The 18,231-nt window shown below is 42.6% G+C and carries 28 protein-coding genes; 21 read left to right on the forward strand and 7 right to left on the reverse strand.

Translation table 11 applies throughout. The features are described from left to right. Window positions 1-10 precede the first annotated feature (10 nt). From P8629_RS06965 to P8629_RS07055, 19 genes are all read left to right on the forward strand, one after another. A complete protein-coding gene (locus P8629_RS06965) occupies window positions 11-280 on the forward strand; it encodes a hypothetical protein (RefSeq protein WP_278165408.1) in 270 nt (89 codons plus the stop codon). After that, the gene (locus P8629_RS06970) at window positions 267-674 is read left to right on the forward strand and encodes a hypothetical protein (protein WP_278165409.1); all 408 of its coding nucleotides are present in this window, start codon (window positions 267-269) and stop codon (window positions 672-674) included. The genes P8629_RS06965 and P8629_RS06970 overlap by 14 nt, the downstream gene beginning before the upstream one ends. Then, the gene (locus tag P8629_RS06975) at window positions 664-957 is read left to right on the forward strand and encodes a hypothetical protein (protein WP_278165410.1); all 294 of its coding nucleotides are present in this window, start codon (window positions 664-666) and stop codon (window positions 955-957) included. The genes P8629_RS06970 and P8629_RS06975 overlap by 11 nt, the downstream gene beginning before the upstream one ends. Before the next feature lies 1 nt (window position 958). Continuing rightward, window positions 959-1,462: a hypothetical protein gene (locus P8629_RS06980; RefSeq protein WP_278165411.1), complete on the forward strand. Its 504-nt coding sequence runs from the start codon at window positions 959-961 to the stop codon at window positions 1,460-1,462. Window positions 1,463-1,629: 167 nt separating this feature from the next. Next, a complete protein-coding gene (locus tag P8629_RS06985) occupies window positions 1,630-2,166 on the forward strand; it encodes a hypothetical protein (protein WP_278165412.1) in 537 nt (178 codons plus the stop codon). 187 nt (window positions 2,167-2,353) lie between these two features. Then, window positions 2,354-2,476: a hypothetical protein gene (locus tag P8629_RS06990; RefSeq protein ID WP_278165413.1), complete on the forward strand. Its 123-nt coding sequence runs from the start codon at window positions 2,354-2,356 to the stop codon at window positions 2,474-2,476. Between the two features lie 10 nt (window positions 2,477-2,486). Continuing rightward, a complete protein-coding gene (locus tag P8629_RS06995) occupies window positions 2,487-3,329 on the forward strand; it encodes a major capsid protein P2 (protein ID WP_278165414.1) in 843 nt (280 codons plus the stop codon). 12 nt (window positions 3,330-3,341) lie between these two features. After that, entirely contained in the window at window positions 3,342-3,590 is a 249-nt protein-coding gene (locus P8629_RS07000; RefSeq protein WP_278165415.1) for a hypothetical protein, read from the forward strand. Continuing rightward, complete coding sequence (locus tag P8629_RS07005; RefSeq protein ID WP_278165416.1) at window positions 3,590-3,748, forward strand: hypothetical protein; 159 nt, start codon at window positions 3,590-3,592, stop codon at window positions 3,746-3,748. The genes P8629_RS07000 and P8629_RS07005 overlap by 1 nt, the downstream gene beginning before the upstream one ends. Next, on the forward strand, window positions 3,748-3,942 hold the full coding sequence (locus P8629_RS07010) for an LPXTG cell wall anchor domain-containing protein (RefSeq protein ID WP_278165417.1): 195 nt from the start codon (window positions 3,748-3,750) through the stop codon (window positions 3,940-3,942). The genes P8629_RS07005 and P8629_RS07010 overlap by 1 nt, the downstream gene beginning before the upstream one ends. Next, window positions 3,942-4,304 carry a hypothetical protein gene (locus tag P8629_RS07015; protein ID WP_278165418.1) on the forward strand — a complete coding sequence of 121 codons (363 nt, stop codon included), beginning with the start codon at window positions 3,942-3,944 and terminating at the stop codon, window positions 4,302-4,304. The genes P8629_RS07010 and P8629_RS07015 overlap by 1 nt, the downstream gene beginning before the upstream one ends. A gap of 2 nt (window positions 4,305-4,306) precedes the next feature. Continuing rightward, complete coding sequence (locus tag P8629_RS07020) at window positions 4,307-4,873, forward strand: hypothetical protein (protein ID WP_278165419.1); 567 nt, start codon at window positions 4,307-4,309, stop codon at window positions 4,871-4,873. Then, window positions 4,870-5,610, forward strand: coding sequence for a hypothetical protein (locus P8629_RS07025; protein WP_278165420.1), 741 nt, complete (start codon window positions 4,870-4,872; stop codon window positions 5,608-5,610). Before P8629_RS07020 ends, P8629_RS07025 begins: the two co-directional genes overlap by 4 nt. 1 nt (window position 5,611) lies before the next feature. Beyond that, window positions 5,612-6,310, forward strand: a complete 699-nt coding sequence (locus P8629_RS07030) for a tail fiber protein (RefSeq protein WP_278165421.1) — start codon at window positions 5,612-5,614, stop codon at window positions 6,308-6,310. A 10-nt stretch (window positions 6,311-6,320) separates the two neighbouring features. Beyond that, on the forward strand, window positions 6,321-6,503 hold the full coding sequence (locus P8629_RS07035) for a hypothetical protein (RefSeq protein WP_278165422.1): 183 nt from the start codon (window positions 6,321-6,323) through the stop codon (window positions 6,501-6,503). Between the two features lie 62 nt (window positions 6,504-6,565). Continuing rightward, entirely contained in the window at window positions 6,566-6,973 is a 408-nt protein-coding gene (locus tag P8629_RS07040; protein WP_278165423.1) for a hypothetical protein, read from the forward strand. Further along, window positions 6,970-7,125 (forward strand): hypothetical protein, encoded by a 156-nt coding sequence (locus tag P8629_RS07045; RefSeq protein WP_278165424.1) that lies wholly within the window; start codon window positions 6,970-6,972, stop codon window positions 7,123-7,125. The genes P8629_RS07040 and P8629_RS07045 overlap by 4 nt, the downstream gene beginning before the upstream one ends. Next, entirely contained in the window at window positions 7,107-7,280 is a 174-nt protein-coding gene (locus P8629_RS07050; protein WP_278165425.1) for a hypothetical protein, read from the forward strand. Before P8629_RS07045 ends, P8629_RS07050 begins: the two co-directional genes overlap by 19 nt. A 3-nt stretch (window positions 7,281-7,283) precedes the next feature. Further along, a complete protein-coding gene (locus P8629_RS07055) occupies window positions 7,284-7,493 on the forward strand; it encodes a hypothetical protein (RefSeq protein WP_278165426.1) in 210 nt (69 codons plus the stop codon). A gap of 167 nt (window positions 7,494-7,660) precedes the next feature. Here the strand turns inward: P8629_RS07055 and P8629_RS07060 are convergent, their stop codons facing one another. From P8629_RS07060 to dusA, 5 genes are all read right to left on the reverse strand, one after another. Further along, window positions 7,661-8,203 (reverse strand): helix-turn-helix domain-containing protein, encoded by a 543-nt coding sequence (locus P8629_RS07060; protein WP_278165427.1) that lies wholly within the window; start codon window positions 8,201-8,203, stop codon window positions 7,661-7,663. A 285-nt stretch (window positions 8,204-8,488) separates the two neighbouring features. Beyond that, window positions 8,489-8,842, reverse strand: a complete 354-nt coding sequence (gene arsC / locus P8629_RS07065) for an arsenate reductase (glutaredoxin) (RefSeq protein WP_278165428.1) — start codon at window positions 8,840-8,842, stop codon at window positions 8,489-8,491. Between the two features lie 16 nt (window positions 8,843-8,858). Further along, window positions 8,859-9,095: an exodeoxyribonuclease VII small subunit gene (gene xseB / locus P8629_RS07070; protein ID WP_278165429.1), complete on the reverse strand. Its 237-nt coding sequence runs from the start codon at window positions 9,093-9,095 to the stop codon at window positions 8,859-8,861. 17 nt (window positions 9,096-9,112) lie between these two features. After that, entirely contained in the window at window positions 9,113-10,681 is a 1,569-nt protein-coding gene (gene xseA, locus P8629_RS07075; protein WP_278165430.1) for an exodeoxyribonuclease VII large subunit, read from the reverse strand. After that, window positions 10,678-11,751 (reverse strand): tRNA dihydrouridine(20/20a) synthase DusA, encoded by a 1,074-nt coding sequence (dusA, locus tag P8629_RS07080; RefSeq protein WP_278165431.1) that lies wholly within the window; start codon window positions 11,749-11,751, stop codon window positions 10,678-10,680. Before dusA ends, xseA begins: the two co-directional genes overlap by 4 nt. Window positions 11,752-11,915: 164 nt before the next feature. Between dusA and P8629_RS07085 the strand changes: the two genes are divergently transcribed. Together P8629_RS07085 and P8629_RS07090 are read left to right on the forward strand one after the other, a co-directional pair. Further along, complete coding sequence (locus P8629_RS07085; protein ID WP_278165432.1) at window positions 11,916-13,718, forward strand: cation:proton antiporter; 1,803 nt, start codon at window positions 11,916-11,918, stop codon at window positions 13,716-13,718. Between the two features lie 110 nt (window positions 13,719-13,828). Beyond that, entirely contained in the window at window positions 13,829-16,003 is a 2,175-nt protein-coding gene (locus P8629_RS07090) for a RelA/SpoT family protein (protein WP_278165433.1), read from the forward strand. Between the two features lie 65 nt (window positions 16,004-16,068). Here the strand turns inward: P8629_RS07090 and pgl are convergent, their stop codons facing one another. Together pgl and zwf are read right to left on the reverse strand one after the other, a co-directional pair. Next, entirely contained in the window at window positions 16,069-16,746 is a 678-nt protein-coding gene (gene pgl, locus P8629_RS07095; protein ID WP_278165434.1) for a 6-phosphogluconolactonase, read from the reverse strand. Then, the gene (gene zwf / locus P8629_RS07100) at window positions 16,746-18,230 is read right to left on the reverse strand and encodes a glucose-6-phosphate dehydrogenase (RefSeq protein WP_278165435.1); all 1,485 of its coding nucleotides are present in this window, start codon (window positions 18,228-18,230) and stop codon (window positions 16,746-16,748) included. The genes pgl and zwf overlap by 1 nt, the downstream gene beginning before the upstream one ends. Window position 18,231: the final 1 nt, after the last annotated feature.

The raw sequence follows: 18,231 nt of genomic DNA on the forward strand, positions 1-18,231 counted from the left end.
GGGGTGAAAAGTGGGTCCTATACCATTAAAGCAAAAAGAATATAAATGTTGCGGGTTTGACATTGTTGTAAGGCATTACCCACCAGCAGGCAGTAAGCCAACTTACATCATAAGAAAAGACAAAGGTTCTAGTATTTTTGTAAATGATATTTTTTTATTTAAAGGCGGTCTATGGGTTTATATCAATGGGGTGAAATTAAGGCTTATTGAGCGTAAAAAAATAAATGATTCTGATAAGAAAAAATTAATTTCTATTTTTAAAGAAGTTGAAGCAATTTAAAGAGGGGGAAAGTATGGGGCATTATGATGCGCAAAGAGAGCAACGTTTAAATATAGGTAATACCGTTTTAGAAGTTGGTGAAAACGTGGAGCGTGCCGCCGGGGATTTGCCGGGGATGCTTTCGGAAATGTTCAGAGCGAAAGAAAGTATCAAGCACGATTTTGAACGGGTGAGAAGTTCGGACAAGGTGCAAGAATTTTCGGAAAAGGTTAAGCATTCAGGCACGGCGGGATTAATGGGGTTGATTCCGAAAATTGGCGAATTAGTGCCGGAAGTTGCGCCGCTTTATAACGCTTTAATGAAAGCGAATGAAGTTGATCAACTACAAACAAAAATCATCATGGAAATGGCAAAACGAATCGAAGCGTTAGAGGGGAAAGTTCATGGCAGATAAGAAACCAATTTGCACCGGGGCAAATAGTGAGTTGGGTGAATACAGTATTTACGAAACCGCGAACGGGGCACGGCTTTATATCAAGTCCGAAAAATTCGGGTTGATGAATATGCAGGGGCGAAAGTTTCAGGAACGAGCGCGCAAGTTGTTAAACGAATGCCGGGGAGTTGTCGAAGAAACGCCGGAAGTAGAGCAACAAGCCGCGCCGGAAACGCCGGAAGAAACACCGGAAGCAATGCCGGAAAAAAAAGAGCGTAAACGATTTTGGTTATTTGGGGGTTAGGATGAATCAGGTTGATGTATCACCGGAAACAGTGGAAAAGGAATGGCTTAAAATTGCTGATAATTTTAAGATTGATTTAAGTGAAAATGCTGAAAGCAATGCCGGGGAAAGTTCGGAAACTTCCGGAAATGGTGACGGCGTTATAATTTTGTCATCAGAAGAACGAGCGGAAAAAGAACAGGTGACCGCAAAACTTTTATTAGGCAGTCTAAACATGGTTTTAGGTATGTTGGAAGTTACCGAACTAGACGACAGTATCAAAAGCGAGTTTTCGCAATCGTGGGCGGTTGTCATTGTAAAACGATTCCCGGATAACCCGGTCACCGACTTTATGGAAGCTTATGGCGATTTGATCGCGGCAGGGTCAGCCACATTGATTTTGTTTGGTGCGGTACGCAAGGCACGCCGAAAAGAGATTTTAAGCCGTCAGGAAGTCGAGAGACAGACAAAAGAAGCCATGAATGAAAAAGTCTATGACTATGAGCAAGAAAAGGATGCGGCATGAGTAGAGCGGACGGAAAAACAATTTTAAATATCGGAAAATCAAGAAGCGGAAAAACCAGCATTATTAAGGCGGTCGAAAAGTTGCATAGTCGAGCGGTAGCATTTGACCCAAAAACTGAATGGGTTCAGTTGGGTTATGAACTACACGAAGAAAAGCGCGATTTTTTAATGACATTAAAAGATTCTAACGGTGGTGAGATTAAGGCGGCTTTTGCTTCTTATGATAAAAAAGATTTTGATTTTTGGGCGGCGTGTGCATTCAATTTCAACCGAGAAAAAGAGGGGTTAATTATCGCAGAAGAACTGGGGACAGTAACCCAAAGCGGGGCGGCGGTTAATAATTGGGCTAGATTAATTAATCAAGGGTTGGCCTTTAACCCGGTAATTATGGCAACCGTACAGAGGGGGCAAGAAGTTGATAAAACAATCATCAACAATGCGACAGCGATTAATATTTTTCAGCATAGCACCGAAACAGATGCAGAAAATATGGCGAAGCGAATCGGTGTGGATGTGTCAGAGATACCGCGCGAACCAATGGAGTTTATTACTTGGACGCCAAATAAAGGAATTATCATCAAGCGCGGTAAGGTTGAGTACATCAATGGGTCGCCAAAATTCAGCGGTGTTAAGAATGGTAAGGGGCGCCCGGCGAATTTAATACCACAAAAAGACGGAACTTTTAAAGGTGTTCATTACTTTTAAACTTATCTTAAATTACTAAAAAAGGGGCAAAAGCCCCTTTTTTTGTGTCTGAAATTCAACTTTTTACCGGAAAAAGATTTTTTTTACCGGAAACAGCCCCTTGACAGTTTCCGAAAACGCTTTGTTTTACTGGAAAAAAGCGCGATAGAGCGACTTTATTTTTTTTCAGTAGAAAGGGTTTTAAAAAATGAAATTTCCAATTCCTAAGGGTGGTGAGTTGATCGTGACGGTTGCTATTTGTGCAGTCGTGGCGGCGGTAGTTGTTTGGGCGTCGAATAACGTCGGTTTTGTTGAAGACGCAATCGGGTAAGGGGTAAGAAATGAGAAACGCATTAATTCAGTTAGACGGCTTTAACGGCGGCGGGTACAAAAACACATTCAAGCAAATGCTTGATGTAGGTTCGACATATGAAGAAATTTGTTTGAATCTTGAAAACATCAATATCGACCAAGTCGAGCGCGTAGAAGTTATTTTAAACGGTGACCCGATTGTCTCGGTTGATGGTCAGCATTTAAAAGACTTAGATACACATACGAAAATGCCAGCAGAAACGGGCGTTTTGCGCATTCCTTTCCGCGATTTATCTTTGCAAACAGATGCGGGGCAATCTTTATCATCATTGGTGACAATGGGAACAGATAACTTGATTTTGGCGGTAAAAATTGCGCCAGCAACGCAAGCGCAAATCGATGCGGGGGCAGTGCCGGGTATTTCTGGTTATTCAGAATTGAGCGCGCCACGTGGTGAGCGTGTAGTTGTGCAGCGTATCTATCAGGAAAACATTGCAATTGGTGCAACTGGGGAAAACAACTATAAAACATTTATGACCGGTCCGGGATTGCGTCGTATGTTTTTCCGTTCTGCAGATATGGAAAGTTTGCGTATCAAAATTGGCAGAAAAGAAGTTTTTGAACTGTCAAAAACTGATCAAAACAGAAAGCTTGAACGCTATAAATTGGCCGGGGTTACAAACCAATATATCTTTGCTCCGATTATGACGCATTGGGGCATTTTGGATATGTTAGACACGGAAGGGCGCAAGCTTGAAATTATGCCAACGGTAACGGCACCGGGTGATATTCCCGTCGTATTCCATACGCTGGAAAATGCGAAAGACCCAAAAACAAGCCCATTGCGCGCGCTTCAAACATCAAAACAATAAAAGGGGCTTTTTATGAGTTGGTTAGAAGATATTTATAAAGTATCAGGCGTACTTGTCGAGGGTAACGCCGAAAAGCCAGCCCCGGCAGTTGAAAACGCAGTCACGCCAGTTCAAGAACCTGTTAAGGGTACAGCCCCGGACGGGGGGACGGTGACTTATAGCCATGCGCCGCAAGGCAATGACCTATTGAAATGGGGCATGATCGGCGGCGGGGTGCTTGTGTTTTTGCTTATTGTGGTTTTAGTGATGCGAGGTAAATAATGCCGTTGTTAATTTGGCCTTTAGCGGCATTATTTACAGGCGGCGCAGGCTTTGCCGTTGGGAGTTGGACTTCTAACGGTTGGGTTAAGTGGCTATTCATTCTGATTATTGTCGTGATTGCTTATATCACGGCGAAAAAGATGGGGTTTATTAAGTAATGGCGGGCGCAGGTTATTCATTAGATATGAAAAGCGAAGCCAAAAGCGCGGCAACCAAAGGCGATACAAATATTTCCTTTGGGGCGCGATTTGGTGACAACAATCAAGGCCAAGGCTTAACAAATCCGACATTAATCGGGTTCGCGGTCATTACCTTAATTGCGCTTTATTTTGTATTTAAAAAGAAAAAATGATGCCAGAGTTTAAGCGTTATCAATGGTCAGATGAGTTTTTTAAAGTCTTTGAAAAGTCTTTAAATGATGATGCTCAAACGTTAAAACATCAAGTTTTAAACGAGCGCGCTCAGGTCATTAGGGTTTTAGATGATGGTGTCGATTTATGGACGATTTTACGACGTGAACGCCGTCAAGATGGTGATGAACTGGTTTTTTGTTGTGTAGAGGGTACAGGCCTTAAAAAAGGTTATTTACTTATCGAGCAATGGGCGAAAAGCTTGGGGATGGTGACAAGCCGTTTTCATTCTCTTAGAGGTGGTTTAGCGCGAATGTGTGACGGGTATAACGTCGCTGAAATTGTTTACAGGAAAGAATTGTAATTATGAATACGAGTTCAAGTTCAGCGGGTGACGTAGTCAATGACAATTCCGTCAATTTGCAAAATGGCGGAACGGTTGTGCAAATGGGTCTTGCTCGTTCAAGTGGTCGCGGAAGTGGTGGCCAAGATGCTTATAACCAAGGCGGAAATTCAAGCGCGGCAAGTACAGAATATTCTTATAACGTATTAGATCAAGGCGCAATCGAAAAGGCATTTTCATTCGGTGAAGATACGTTAAAAACGTTTGAAAAATCAACGAGTGGGCTTTTTGATTCAGCAGACAATGTTATTGATACGGCTGAAAACATCAATAAAGATTCGTTAGAGTTTGGAGTGAAAGCCATCAATTCAATTGATCAAAACGCTAATTCGATGATGAATTTTGCAGATAAACAAGTGCGCTCTTTGGCTTCAAATAACGCCGGGGTGGTTTCCATGTTTAAGAATTTCGCGGAAAACCTAAAAGCCGGGGCAACGTCAGAGCAAACCGGGCAAGAAAAAACAATGCTTTATATCATGATGGCGTTATTTGTGGTCGTTTTGATTGTTTTAATCAGGGGTAGAAAATGAAGTTTACAATTCAGCCGGGGAAAAGCCAGCCAGTTGATTTAGAGCATAGATTTTTAAGAGTGCTTTATGCGAGTGCGGCCTTTGAAGTTAAAACGCCGAACGCGCCAGAGTTCGAGTTAAGAAATAAGCAAGCAGTCGATTTACGAGACCCTATGCGAATTACGCTAATTAACCGTCAATCGGTTGAAATTACGGTCGAACTTCAAACATCAGCCTATGAGATTAAAGAACTTGATAGCGTTGTAATCGCCGAGGGTTCAAAGGTTGATTTGGTGGACGGTGCGAGTATTGACGTTGGAACGGTTCAAATTGCTCAAGATGCACAAATTGCAATCAAACCGGGGTCAGATGTAGCAATCAATAATTTGCCAAGCGTGCAAACGGTTGATGGTCAAGTGAATATCGGCACGCTTCCGGCGGTTCAAGTGTCTCAATTGCCTAATGTAACAATCGGGCATAAGGTCGAAAAGGACACATCAGGGCAGTTGGTCGGATTGCCGCAAATTAGCTTTGACACGGCGGCGAAAACATTGGCCGGAAACGTTTCAAGAAAGCATTTAGAAATTCAAGCAAGTATCAATAATACGGGTGAAGTTTGGGTTGGTTCGACGGTTGCAGGCGTTGGGATTCCATTAGGAAAAGGCGAGTCATACGACGGGGAAATAACAGCAGATTTAAATCTGTTTGCAACGGCGTTAAATGACAAGGTAAACGTTATGGAAGTTATAGGGGTTTAATATGCCAATTTCAGGAGCGAACCCGCTTGCTTTGATTGCGGAATTACAGAACGGTGCAGATTTAGCAAATTATTTTACGAAAGATGAAGTTTCCGGGCTTTTGGTTCAAGCTTCAGTCGGTCAAATTGTTTACCTACCAGCTTCACAAATTAATGCGGCAAATAGAGTTTTAAAAGCAAATGCGGCGGAAGTGTTAAGAGCGGACTATGCGGAATTATGGGCTTTTGTACAAATAAGCGGAAACCTTGTTGCGCAAGCTTCTAAAGGCGTAGGTAATTTCGGGGATGGTGACGGTTCAACAACATTTACTTTGCCTGATTTACGTGGTGAGTTCTTGCGAAGTGCAGATGATGGGCGTGGGGTTGATTCAGGTAGGGTTGTTGGTTCAGGTCAAGGAGATTTAACAAAATCTCATAGTCATGGAGCGAGTACATCAGCCGCCGGAAATCATGGTCATACTGGTACAACTTCAACTAATGGCAATCATTCACACGCTATAAATTCAGGTACAAGTGCAGGTTCAACCGCCTATTCAAATGGTTCGGGAACATCAGGTACAACAGGCGCGGCTGGTAATCATAACCATAGCTTAAGCATTAATGCCGCCGGAAATCATAGCCATGCCGTGACGGTTAATGCGGCTGGTGGAAGTGAGACTAGACCGCGAAACGTAGCACTATTAGCGTGTATTAAGTATTAAAGGATAAGGAATGAAAGTTTATTATTTAGACCAAGATGGGCGTTTATCAGGAGAGGGGGACACCTACTCAATGGTGCCAAATGCAACAACAAAAGCGCCGCCTGTTATTCCTGACGGGAAAGAAGCAATTTTTAATACTGATTTGAATGATTGGGAACTGGTTGATTTACCAGTTGACCCAGCACCAGTGTAATGAACAAGAAAGTAATTTTAATCGGCTTGGCAGTCGTAGCAGTGATAGGAGTGATTTATAAAATGAGATTACCGCGAGGAATCAGAAACAACAACCCCGGAAACATTGAAGCCAATGCCATTAACTGGAATGGCAAAATTGGTGACGACGGGCGTTTCGTAAAGTTCGATAAAATGGAAAACGGCGTGCGAGCCCTAACAATCCTTATCTCAAATTACTACTATCGGCACGGCATTAAAACCGTGCGCGGCATGATCAACAGATACGCGCCGCCAGTAGAAAATCAAACGGATTCTTATGTCAATCACGTTGCGGAAAAAGCCGGGGTCAATCCTGATGTGCCATTGCCACAACTTGAACCATATTTGCGCGATATTGTCGGGGCAATTATCTACCATGAAAACGGGCTAACAATTGCAGATTACGACCTAATGCGCGGCCTGACCGCCGGAATGGATGCAGTGGCATGAATTATCAACAGATGGGGCAACAAATCATTGCAGGCGTGGTGGTCGGCGTTCTGGTTGTCGGTATCACAACATTTTTAAGAAACCGTCAGATTGTGCCGCCTCCGGTGGCTAAAAATGACGATTACACGAACCTATGGGGGGCATTATCGTGAAAGAGCAAAAGAAAAAGAAAAGTTGGTTTGCATGGATTGTTTTTGGCGTAATTGTCGGTGGTACGGTGTCCGTTGGGATTCCGCCGGAAGTAAGCGCACCGCTTGCAGAGGTGGCGAGCCAGTTTGCGAGTGATGCAGTAGAGTTTGACGACTAAGCCATGACAGAGACAACCGAAATTATCCCGTATGTTTTAACGGGCGGGGTCAGTTTCGCTAGTAGTTACGGCGCAGTATGGGCGCATTTAAAGTTTCATCAATGGCGATTAAATGAGCAAAAAGAGTTACTGGTCGACACGGCAAAGCTGGTGACTTTAATGGATAAAAGAATGGCTATTTTAGAATCAAAGGGGAAAGACAGTGGCAAGTAAGAAAGAAGCAACAAAGAAAAACGGAAAGCTTAAAAAGGGCTATCGATGGAAAAAAGGCGGCGGAATTGTCAAAGCTAAGAAGTAAATGTGACGATGCTGCAGAAAAAAGATGTGACTGATCGAGATAAAAAACGCCCAGGCCTGGGCGTTTTTTGTGTCTGGTCCTACTAGGCTTTTTTCCCAAATATCGGAACAACCTTTCCAGTTTTAACGCTGTTTTTATGATGGTGTAATCGTTCATTCTCATGTTTTAAGCGTTCAAGTTGTACGTGTAATAACTCGTTATCAGCTTTCAAAGCCAAATTATGCGCCTTGATCGCTTCAATTTCTTTCCTAAGTTCGTTTAATTCTCTTTGTGATTCGTTATAAATTCGTGAATATTGTACGTGCATATCTGATGGACTCATTCGGGCGTGTGGTGTGTAAGGGTTAATCATTTTGTGGTCATGTGGATGAATACGGCAGTTAGTCCAGTAATGGCCGAAATAGGACAAATCACCGCATAAAAACCTTAAAAGCATTTCGTAGTATTCAGGGGGTTGTGTTGATGAATGCCAGTTAGATTCATAACGCCGGATGGTGTAAACAGAAATGCCGGAAAGGTTCGATAATTCTTTCCGGCTTATTCCAGCATAAAGGCGTAATTCTTTTAGGTAGGTGTGGTATTGATTATGTTTAAATTTATCGAGGTATTCATTTTGGAACGTCATTATTTCCAGCCTTAGTGTTAAAAGGCTAAAGCAAAGCGCGAACCATTCCACGAAAATACGTCAATTAACTGACGAAACAAGCCGAAAATAATCTTTCTCAACTTCGCATAATGTATATTATGTTAAATTCAATATTTATCAAATAAACACATAAAACAATGCTCTTCTACTTTCAAAATCAATTAGTTGCGAATAAAGGAGTTAGATTTGTCGTAATGAAATAATGACTAGGCCTGGTCATTATTGATTGCTTAGATAAAGTAAAAAATGTTTTGGATGCCAAAATTACAAAATGGTTAATACTTTTTCTGGCGGTCTTCCGATCACCACCTGATCTCCGACTTTAACAATCGGTCTTTCAATTAACTTTGGATTTTCGACCATAATAGTTAACCATCCCATTCGCGATCTTTCATCACTCACAGACAATCCAAGTTCTTTAAATAAAGGCTCACCTGTTCGAATCAATTCCTGTGGCTCGATATTCATCGCTTCACACAACGCATCCAGTTCTTCAATACTGGGTGGCGTTTCTAGATAACGAACTTCATTAATGGCTAAATGATTATCTTCCAAAATCTGAAAAGTTTGTCGACTCTTAGAACAACGAGGATTATGATAAATCGTGGCTTGTTTCATATTAAACCTTTAAATTCTATTCAACATCTTCAGGTAATTTTTCATCATCCGAATCTTGATCCAAACGCTTATTCAGCGCGGCTTCAACTGCCTCAATTCGAGACTGACATACCTGATACGCTCTTGTCGCCTCATCCACCATCGGCACCAACTCATCAATATCGATTTCTTCCGAATGAGAGAGTTTTTGTGCTATTTCCTGTAATTTTGCATAGTTTTGCTGATAACTTTCTGCATTATTTGCTTTTGCCATAATCCTAGAATCCTATGTTATGTTTCGTCGATGGGAATGGCTTGAACGATGCCATCACTAAAGGTTATATCAATTTGGGATTGCTGACGTGCTCGCTGAGCAGTCTTAATCGGTGTGCCCTGCTTATCTTTGATAATCGCAAACCCGCGATTAAGCTGCGTTTTCGGGCCAGAACTTAGAATGAATCCAATCCATTGTTTATTCTTGTTTTTTGCCTGTTCTAGGCATGTATATGGCGCAGTTATTACCAGCTGCTCAATCTGTTTAAGCTGTTGTTTTTGTAACTTTAATGCACCATTTACCTGGTAATGAACTTCTTGATTAAGTTGTGACAACTGATGTTTTTTAGTTTGTAATAAACTAAAACTCTGGCGTTGTATTTGATAGTTCAACGGCGCTAAAACACGCTTTAATTTATCGGTAATCGTTAAACTCTGCTGTTGCACCGTCTTTTCCAAATCCGCTAAACGTTGCTTTTGTTTTTGTACATACAGTTGACTGGCACGTTCGATCAAAAGCCAATGCTGCTGTGCTTTCTGAGCGCGATTAAAAATGGCATGACGAATCCCGGCAATCACTTTACTTGGCGTATCAAAACGCGTTGAAGCCACTTCATCTAACAACGTATTATCGCGTTCATGACCAATGCCCGTCAGCACCGGAACAGAAGTTTGTGCAATTTGTTTTGCCAAACTATATACATTGAGCGGGTTTAAATCCAGCTTCGCCCCACCACCGCGAATAATGATAAGCGCATCAAATGGATTGGCTGAATGCAATCCATTAAAGGCTTCGAATGCAGACAGCATTTCTGCTTCAACCCGATCCCCTTGAAACGCCGTATAAAAATATTTGAATTCGCATAGATTCGCGGTCTGTAGCAAGTCGGCATCCGCGCGAAAATCTCCCAGGCCTGCCGCATTTGGTGGCGCAATAACGGCCACTCGAAAAAAATCTTCTGGAAAGGGATAGGCCTTATTTAAGTCATAAAGCTTTTCTACAATTAATTGCTGACGAATTTTATTTAAATTCGCTTCCAACTCGCCGAGCGTAAAACTGGGGTCAATGTCTTGAACAACCAAAGAAAAGCCAAACTTCTCATGAAAATTAACTTCTGCTAATAATAAGATTTTCTGACCAAGCTTTAGCTCAGATCCGGTCTCTAATGCAAAACGTTCCAATAAACGCGTTACCTGTCTTTGCCAGATCATGGCTCGACAAGTGGCAATGGGTTGACCCGATTCAGCCGTTTCGGAAAGTTCCAGGTAAACATGGCCGCGGCTCTCATTTAAATTCGCCACTTCGGCTTTTACCCAAACTGCGCCGGGAAAAGATTGTCGCAGCGCGCCTTGGACTTTCCCCATCAGTTGAGACAGCGTTATCCCTTTTTCTTTTTCGTTGGCGGGCACCGCTCCTGGCGACAATGCCGTTTGAGTGACCTGCTCCAGCGGTAGCCACTTTTGAAAAGGCGTTAAATCCTTTTCCAACTCATCTGGCACATACCATTTTTTTTCCAAAGGGTTCCAGCGCGCCCCTAATGATTTAGCCGCTTCTTTTTCAGAAAAAGGAACGTCCAGTAAAATCATCGATTCTGCTCTTCCATTCGTTGAATCTCATTCGCGACGCGTTGATAAGCCTCTTGCAACACTTCAATCCCCGCACCTGCCTTGAAAGCATTCTCGGAGATATATCGACGCCACATCCGCCCGCCAGGTAGCCCAGCAAACAAGCCAAGCATATGACGGCTGATATGATTTAACTTACCACCTTGAGATAAATGGTTTTCAATATACGGGTACATAGCTTCCAAAACAGCTTCTCGATTATTGACTGGCGAACTATCATCATAATAAAGAGCGTCGACTTTCGTCAATAAATAAGGTTTTTCGTACACTGCACGTCCTAACATAACACCGTCAACTGCAGGCAAGTTCTGTTCATCAATACTGAACTCTTTTAAAAAACTTAATCCTGCTTCCGGTGTTTGGATGCCTCCATTAACAGCGATTTCCAAATCAGGAAAATGTGCTTTAATTTGACGTACCCAATCATACCTCAAAGGCGGCACTTCGCGATTTTGTTTCGGTGACAAGCCTTGCAACCATGCTTTACGCGCATGAATAATCACACCATCCACCCCTGCTTCCTGGATGGCTGACACAAATTCTACCAAGGTTGCAAAATCTTCTTGATCATCAATTCCGATTCGGCTTTTAACTGTGACAGGAATGCTTTGAACAACCGCTTTCATAGCACTGACGGCATCTGCAACAATTTTGGGGTGCGCCATTAAACAAGCCCCAATCATATTGTTTTGAACCCGATCAGAGGGACACCCTACATTCAAATTAATTTCCGAGTAGCCCCACTCTTCTCCAAGTTTGGCGCACTGCGCCAGCTCTTCCGGATTAGAGCCCCCAAGCTGTAAAACCACTGGGCTGTCAATTTCGGAATGCCCTAAAAATCGTTCTAGGTTATTGCCATAAATAATCGCGCCGGTTGTCACCATTTCACTGTATAACCAAGCATGCTGGGTCAACTGGCGATGGAAAACTCGGCAATGCCGATCGGTCCAATCCAGCATCGGTGCAACACTAAATTGCGAGGCACTTGAGATTGTTTTTTTAGCGGTTGATAAAGAGTTTTTAAGCGGCATTCATCTACTTTTTAGTTTAACTCGGCCTCATCTAGCCGAGATTTATTGCTTTGCAAAGCTCTTTTGAGCGGTTAAATAATCGTAAATTATAACGTGAACTGTCACTAGTAAGGTGTTTTATTAAAAGGTATTATATCTTTTCAATGACTAATTAAGGGCTACCTGTGTTTGAACTTCTTTCGATCCCCTTACAACTGACTTTATTAGTTCTTCTAGGCATGCTGTCACAGTGGCTTGGCTGGAAACTACGTTTGCCTGCGATCATTTTTTTACTTCTGGTCGGCATTCTTTTAGGCCCCGTATTAGACTGGCTTAACCCTGACGTCCTATTAGGAGATCTTTTATTTCCCTTTGTCTCACTCGGGGTAGCGATCATTCTATTTGAAGGCAGTTTAACACTGCGATTTTCGGAAATAAAAGGGGTTAAGTATTACATTCGAAACTTAACCACATTAGGGGTTTTAATCACTTGGATGGTGATGGCCATTGGCGCCCATTATCTTGCCGCACTGGATTGGCCGATTGCATTCCTATTTGGCGCCATTGTCACAGTAACTGGTCCCACAGTCATTATGCCAATGCTTCGTTCGATGAAGATTACCGAACGAGTTGGCAGCGTATTACGCTGGGAAGGGATTATTATCGACCCAATCGGAGCAATGTTAGCCATTCTGGTCTATGTCTATATTGTCTCATCTAAGAATCATGCAGATATCTTGCTAACCTTTATCCAGCTGATTGGAATAGGGTCTTTTCTAGGGTTTTTAGGCGGCTGGATTCTTGCAAAATGTCTAAAAAACCATTGGATTCCAAACTATCTCACTAACTTTTTCAGTTTAACCGTGGTTTTATTGATGTTCACAGTTTCCAACCAGATATCTCATGAATCTGGTCTTGTTGCGGTTACCGTCATGGGCGTTTATTTGGCCAACCAAAAAGACGTTAGCATGCACTCTATTCTGGACTTCAAAGAGCATTTGACAGTTTTACTGATTTCATTACTGTTTATCGTGCTGGCAGCTCGAATGGATTTTGAGCTCTTATTCTCATTAAGCTGGTCTGCCCTTTTATTGCTGGTGGTTGCCCAGTTTATTGCGCGCCCTTTATCCGTTTTTATTTCCACCATTGGAGGTAAAGAGCTGAAATTGAATGAATTGATATTACTTTCGTGGATTTCGCCTCGCGGGATTGTTGCAGCAGCGATTTCCGCTTTGTTTGCTATTCGCCTGGAAGACAATGGTATTCCCGGGGCGGAGACCATTTTACCGTTAGTCTTCATTATGATTATGGGAACGGTGTTGTTCCAATCTTTGAGCGCGGGTCTCGTTGCCCGAAAGCTCAAACTCTCTCATATTGATACGCAAGGGGCACTCATTGTTGGTGCAAATAAAGTATCGATTGCCGTTGCGCAAGCTTTAAAAGATCAAGGACTTGAAGTGATGATTGCCACACAGAGCCGAACGGCGGATAAAGAAACAAAAATGCACGGCATTAAAACGTATTATGGCGACCTTCTTAGCAAAAAAGCTGAGCTGTATCTTGATATCAACCCTTATAAAGTCATGCTGTTAATGGACTTTAAATCGGAGTTACATCCTTTGTACTACACCCACTTTAGATCCGATTTTGGACCGGAAAACATTTATGCACTGAGCACCGTCCCCGCTTCCGAAATATCAGAAGAAAAGAGCCTCAGCACCAATCTGAATCCTAGAGTACTATTTGGTGACAATGTGACTTGGCCAAAACTGTCTAACCTTATCAATCAAGGAGCAGAAGTTAGGGTAACCAATATTACAAACAACTTTTCATTTAAAGATTATCAAGAACACTGGCAAGATAAAGCAATCCCACTTTTTGCGATATCGCCAAAGGAAGAGTTTTATATTTTTGCTGAAGATTCGCACATAAAAATAGAAACAGGTTGGAAAATTGGTTCCCTAGTGCTAGAAACCAAGAAAAACTGATTCTTGCTATGCTTGGAAAAGAAAAATTATACGGCCGATTTTACGTATTCATTCTGCATTTAGGATGATTTTGGCTTAAAATCTTCTCTAACAGAAAACAAGGTTTTAAGATGGACTCCGCTCAGACACTATATCAAACAATTTTCAAAACGGATGAAACCGACCCGCTAGCCTTTCAGGCCTGTCAAATGGCTATTGAAGCAGGTCAAGAAAAACACCGGGGATTGGTTAGAAGTGTTGATGCCGCGATTATCCTTTCTGACTTAAACCTGGACCGCGACACTCTGATTGCAACACTTGTCAGTGACATGGCATTAGAGCTTCGTTACCCTATCGAAAAAATATCCGAAGTGTTTGGTGAACATATCACTCAAATGGTCACAGGGGTTAGACGCTTAAATCACTTCAAGGAATTTCATCCGGCAACCACCTCTAATGAAGTGCAAACCGAACGTTTGCGCCAAATGTTATTGGCCATGACGTCTGACATTCGGATTATGATTGTAAAGCTTGCTTTCCGTGTGGCGCGCTTACGAAACTTAAAAAATGAGCCTGAAGCCATTCGCCAACAAATAGCTTCGGAAACCCAACTTATTTTCGCACCCTTGGCCAATCGCCTAGGGATCGCACAGCTAAAGTGGGAGCTGGAAGATCTGTCTTTCCGTTTCTTGCAACCAGACACATACAAAGACGTCGCCCGTCAACTTGATGCCAAACGGGAAGGACGAGAAGCATATATCCAAGGAATTATTCAATCTCTAGAAGAGATGCTTAAAGACAGCGGAATCGAACATCATATTTCAGGTCGTCCCAAGCATATTTACAGTATCTGGAAAAAAATGACTCGTAAGAATGTGCCCATCGATGAACTCTTCGATTTGAGAGCCATTCGGATTTACGTTGAGAACGTCCAACAATGCTATGAAGTACTCGGTATGATTCACAGCCGATGGCCCTATATCAAAGATGAATTTGATGACTATATCGCCAACCCCAAAGAAAATGGCTATCAATCTATTCATACTGTCATTGTTGGTTCAGAAAACAAAACCGTTGAAATTCAGATACGAACACATGAAATGCATCGACATGCAGAATTCGGTGTCGCGGCACACTGGCGCTATAAAGAAGGTGGCAAAAGCATTGACCCCGCCCTTGAACAAAGTATTAACTTAGTTCGCCAAATGCTTGAATATAATGACAATCCTGACTTATTGAATGAAATCAGCACAGAATTGCTGAGTGAACATATTTATGTCATGACCCCTAAAAATGAAATCATTACCGTGAGCAAAGGCGCTACCCCGCTCGACTTTGCTTACCAAATCCATTCCGAATTGGGTCATCGGTGCCGTGGTGCCAAAATCAATGGCAAAATCATGCCTCTGACCTACCAGTTGAACACGGGCGACACGGTCGAAATATTATCCGTTAAAGGCGGCACCCCAAACCGAAACTGGCTAAATCCAAACTTACATTACCTTGGAAGCAGTCGATCGCGCGCCAAAGTTCGTCACTGGTTCAACCAACAAAACAAAGAAGCCAATACCGAATCGGGAGAAGCTCTCTTTAATAAAGAAGCGCGACGCCTTCACGGTGAAAATATTTCAGCTCAGGAAGTGGCTGATCGTTTTAAATACGACCATCTGGATGAATTTTATGAAGCGCTTGGGAAAGGACAAATCAACGAACGTCAGTTGACGAATGCCATTCAAAAATTAATTAAACCAGAATCCAGTGAAAAACCAGCCCGCCCTTCTTCTTTCCCGCCTGAAGATCAAGCGGAGCCAGGCAAAGCATTTGTCATTGGTGCACCTCGCCTAAAAACCACTATTGCGCCATGTTGTGACCCCACTGAAAATGATCAGATTGTCGGTTATGTCACGCGTGGACGAGGTGTAACCATTCACAAAAAAGATTGTGCCAATATTCTTAATCTCACCTTTGAAGAGCAAAAACGCTTAATTGAAGTGGCGTGGTATAGCGCAACACCACAAGAGACCACCCATGAAGCAACCATACAAATTCTAGCGTTTGATCGAAAAGGCTTGTTAAGAGATATCATGATGGAATTAGCGCAATGGGATATTAACGTTAATAACTCTGACACGCGCACAGATAAATCCGATGGAAGTGTTTCCATGACTTTAGACGTTGATGTAGAACCGCATACCAATATGGGTGAATTACTCGATCAACTTGAGCAAATTCAAAACGTGGTCTCGACTTCTGTTTATTTAAATAAACAAACGACCACACAACAAGAATCGTCACCAGTTCATTAAACAACTTTATCTTTTAGGATGTAACAGGCCTGGTTAAAATTAAATAGCTTTTCACCTTAATACGATTATAAAGCTGAATGATCGATCCAAACCTGGGTCTGTTCACCCGTTATCCTTTGAATGGGTAACGACTCCCCAGAAAGCCACTGCTGAACAGCATCACGCTTATTTTTTCCGGTAATCAATTTAAAAACATAACGGCTTTGACTCAACGCCTGAAAAGACAAACTCACCCTTTCAGCAGGTGGTTTAGGTGAATCATGTTCAATGACAACTGCTTTGCCACCCGGGTAGACATGCCTTGGAAATAAACTGGCGGTATGACCATCTTCCCCCATTCCCAGTAACACCACATCAAAGCGTTTAACTTCGGCAAGCATTTTTTGATAAGACGTGGCGGCTAATTCAGCGCCCAACTCCGCAGGGATAAAATGAATATGACCCGATGGAATCTTGCCAAAAAACAGCCAGGCCTGCTTTAAGCTAACACTATTACGCTCTGCATCTTCTGCTGGCAAACAACGTTCATCACCCATATAAATATGCCAGTTTTTCCAATCGGCATCTTTAGTGGATAAAATCTCATAACAACGTTGTGGGGTCGTCCCACCTGCTGTCACCAGCAAAAACTCACCGCGTGTCGCAATGGCCTCTTCCGCCAATTCAAGTAACGTATTTGCTAAAGTTTGCGCAACTTGCTCTGCAGTGTCAAATACAGTCCAATTGTCAGGTAGTTTCTGCATCAATCCACCTCAGGGTGAACATGATAGCGCCACCCTTGCTCATCAGGATGATCAAACAGCTTATTCGCGCCCTCTGGCCCCCAAGTACCAGACCGATAAGTATCGATATAAGCCGTCTCCATTCCCCAAGTTTCAATCACAGGATCCACAACTTTCCAAGCCGCTTTAACCTCATCATAACGAAGGAATAAAGATCGGTCACCTTTGATCACATCCAACAATAATTCTTCATACGCATCATTTGAATCAATTCCTGCGGGTCGCATCGAGGCGTCCAAGCTGATTTGTTGGGTATTCATCTCCAGGCCTGGTTGTTTTGCCATCATCTCAACCTTGATGGATTCATCTGGCTGAATACCGAAGATAATCCAGTTCGGCTGCATCTTTTTCACCTGAGATTCTCTAAAGAACTGTTTCGGAGAATGTTTAAAACAAATCGAAACCATCGTCTTGTTTTTAGGCATGTTTTTACCCGTCTGGATGTAAAATGGAACCCCTGCCCAACGCCAATTATCGACATACAATTTTAACGCCGCATAAGTTTCTGTCACACTGTCTGGTGCCATCCCCGGTTCATCCAGGTAGGCAGGAACAGGCTCACCATTTATTTCTCCAGCGGTATATTGCGCTCGGTAAGACTGCGCTTTGACATTCTTTTTGGCAATCGGTCGAATCGATTTCAATAATTTTACTTTTTCATTACGCAAATCTTCCGCATCCATTGATGCGGGCGGTTCCATTGCCACCAACGCCATTAGCTGTAGCAAATGACTTTGAATCATATCTCGCATGGCACCACTGCTGTCATAATAGCCCGCACGGGTTCCTATCGGTTTATCTTCCGCATGCGTGATCTGAATGTGGTCGATGAAATTACGATTCCATAAAGGCTCCATCAATAGGTTGGCAAAACGGAATACCATAATATTCTGCACCATCCCTTTACCCAGGTAATGGTCAATACGATAAGTTTGTTCTTCTTTAAGATACTTATTCAATTGTGCTTGAAGCTGCTTAGCACTGTCTAAATCAAACCCAAACGGTTTTTCCAAAACTACACGCTTCCACCCATTGCTTTCTTTCAACATGCCCGCTTCGCCTAAATTTCGAACCACGTTGGCAAAACTTCCCGGTCCCAAGGATAAATAATAAGCAATATTGTTTGACCAACCTGAAGATAAGATTTTGTCATACATGGCTTGATAGGCATCCCCCTGATCAATATCCATTACACAATAATCCAAACGCTCACAGAAGCGTTGAAATATTTCAGGATCCAGCCCGCCACGTGCTTTGGGTTCAATCGCTTCTTTAACCACTTCAATCCACTTGGCTTTATCCCATTGACGCCGCCCAATCGCTAGGATTTTCACACCATCCGCGAGACGATCAATTTGTTCAAGATGATAAAAACTCGGCATTAATTTTGTCAGAGACAAATTACCCGTCGCGCCAAAAACAACATATGTGCATGCTTCAGACATC

Origin of the sequence: Hydrogenovibrio sp. 3SP14C1 (assembly GCF_029625905.1) — a bacterium.
In the GTDB taxonomy this organism is placed as follows: domain Bacteria; phylum Pseudomonadota; class Gammaproteobacteria; order Thiomicrospirales; family Thiomicrospiraceae; genus Hydrogenovibrio.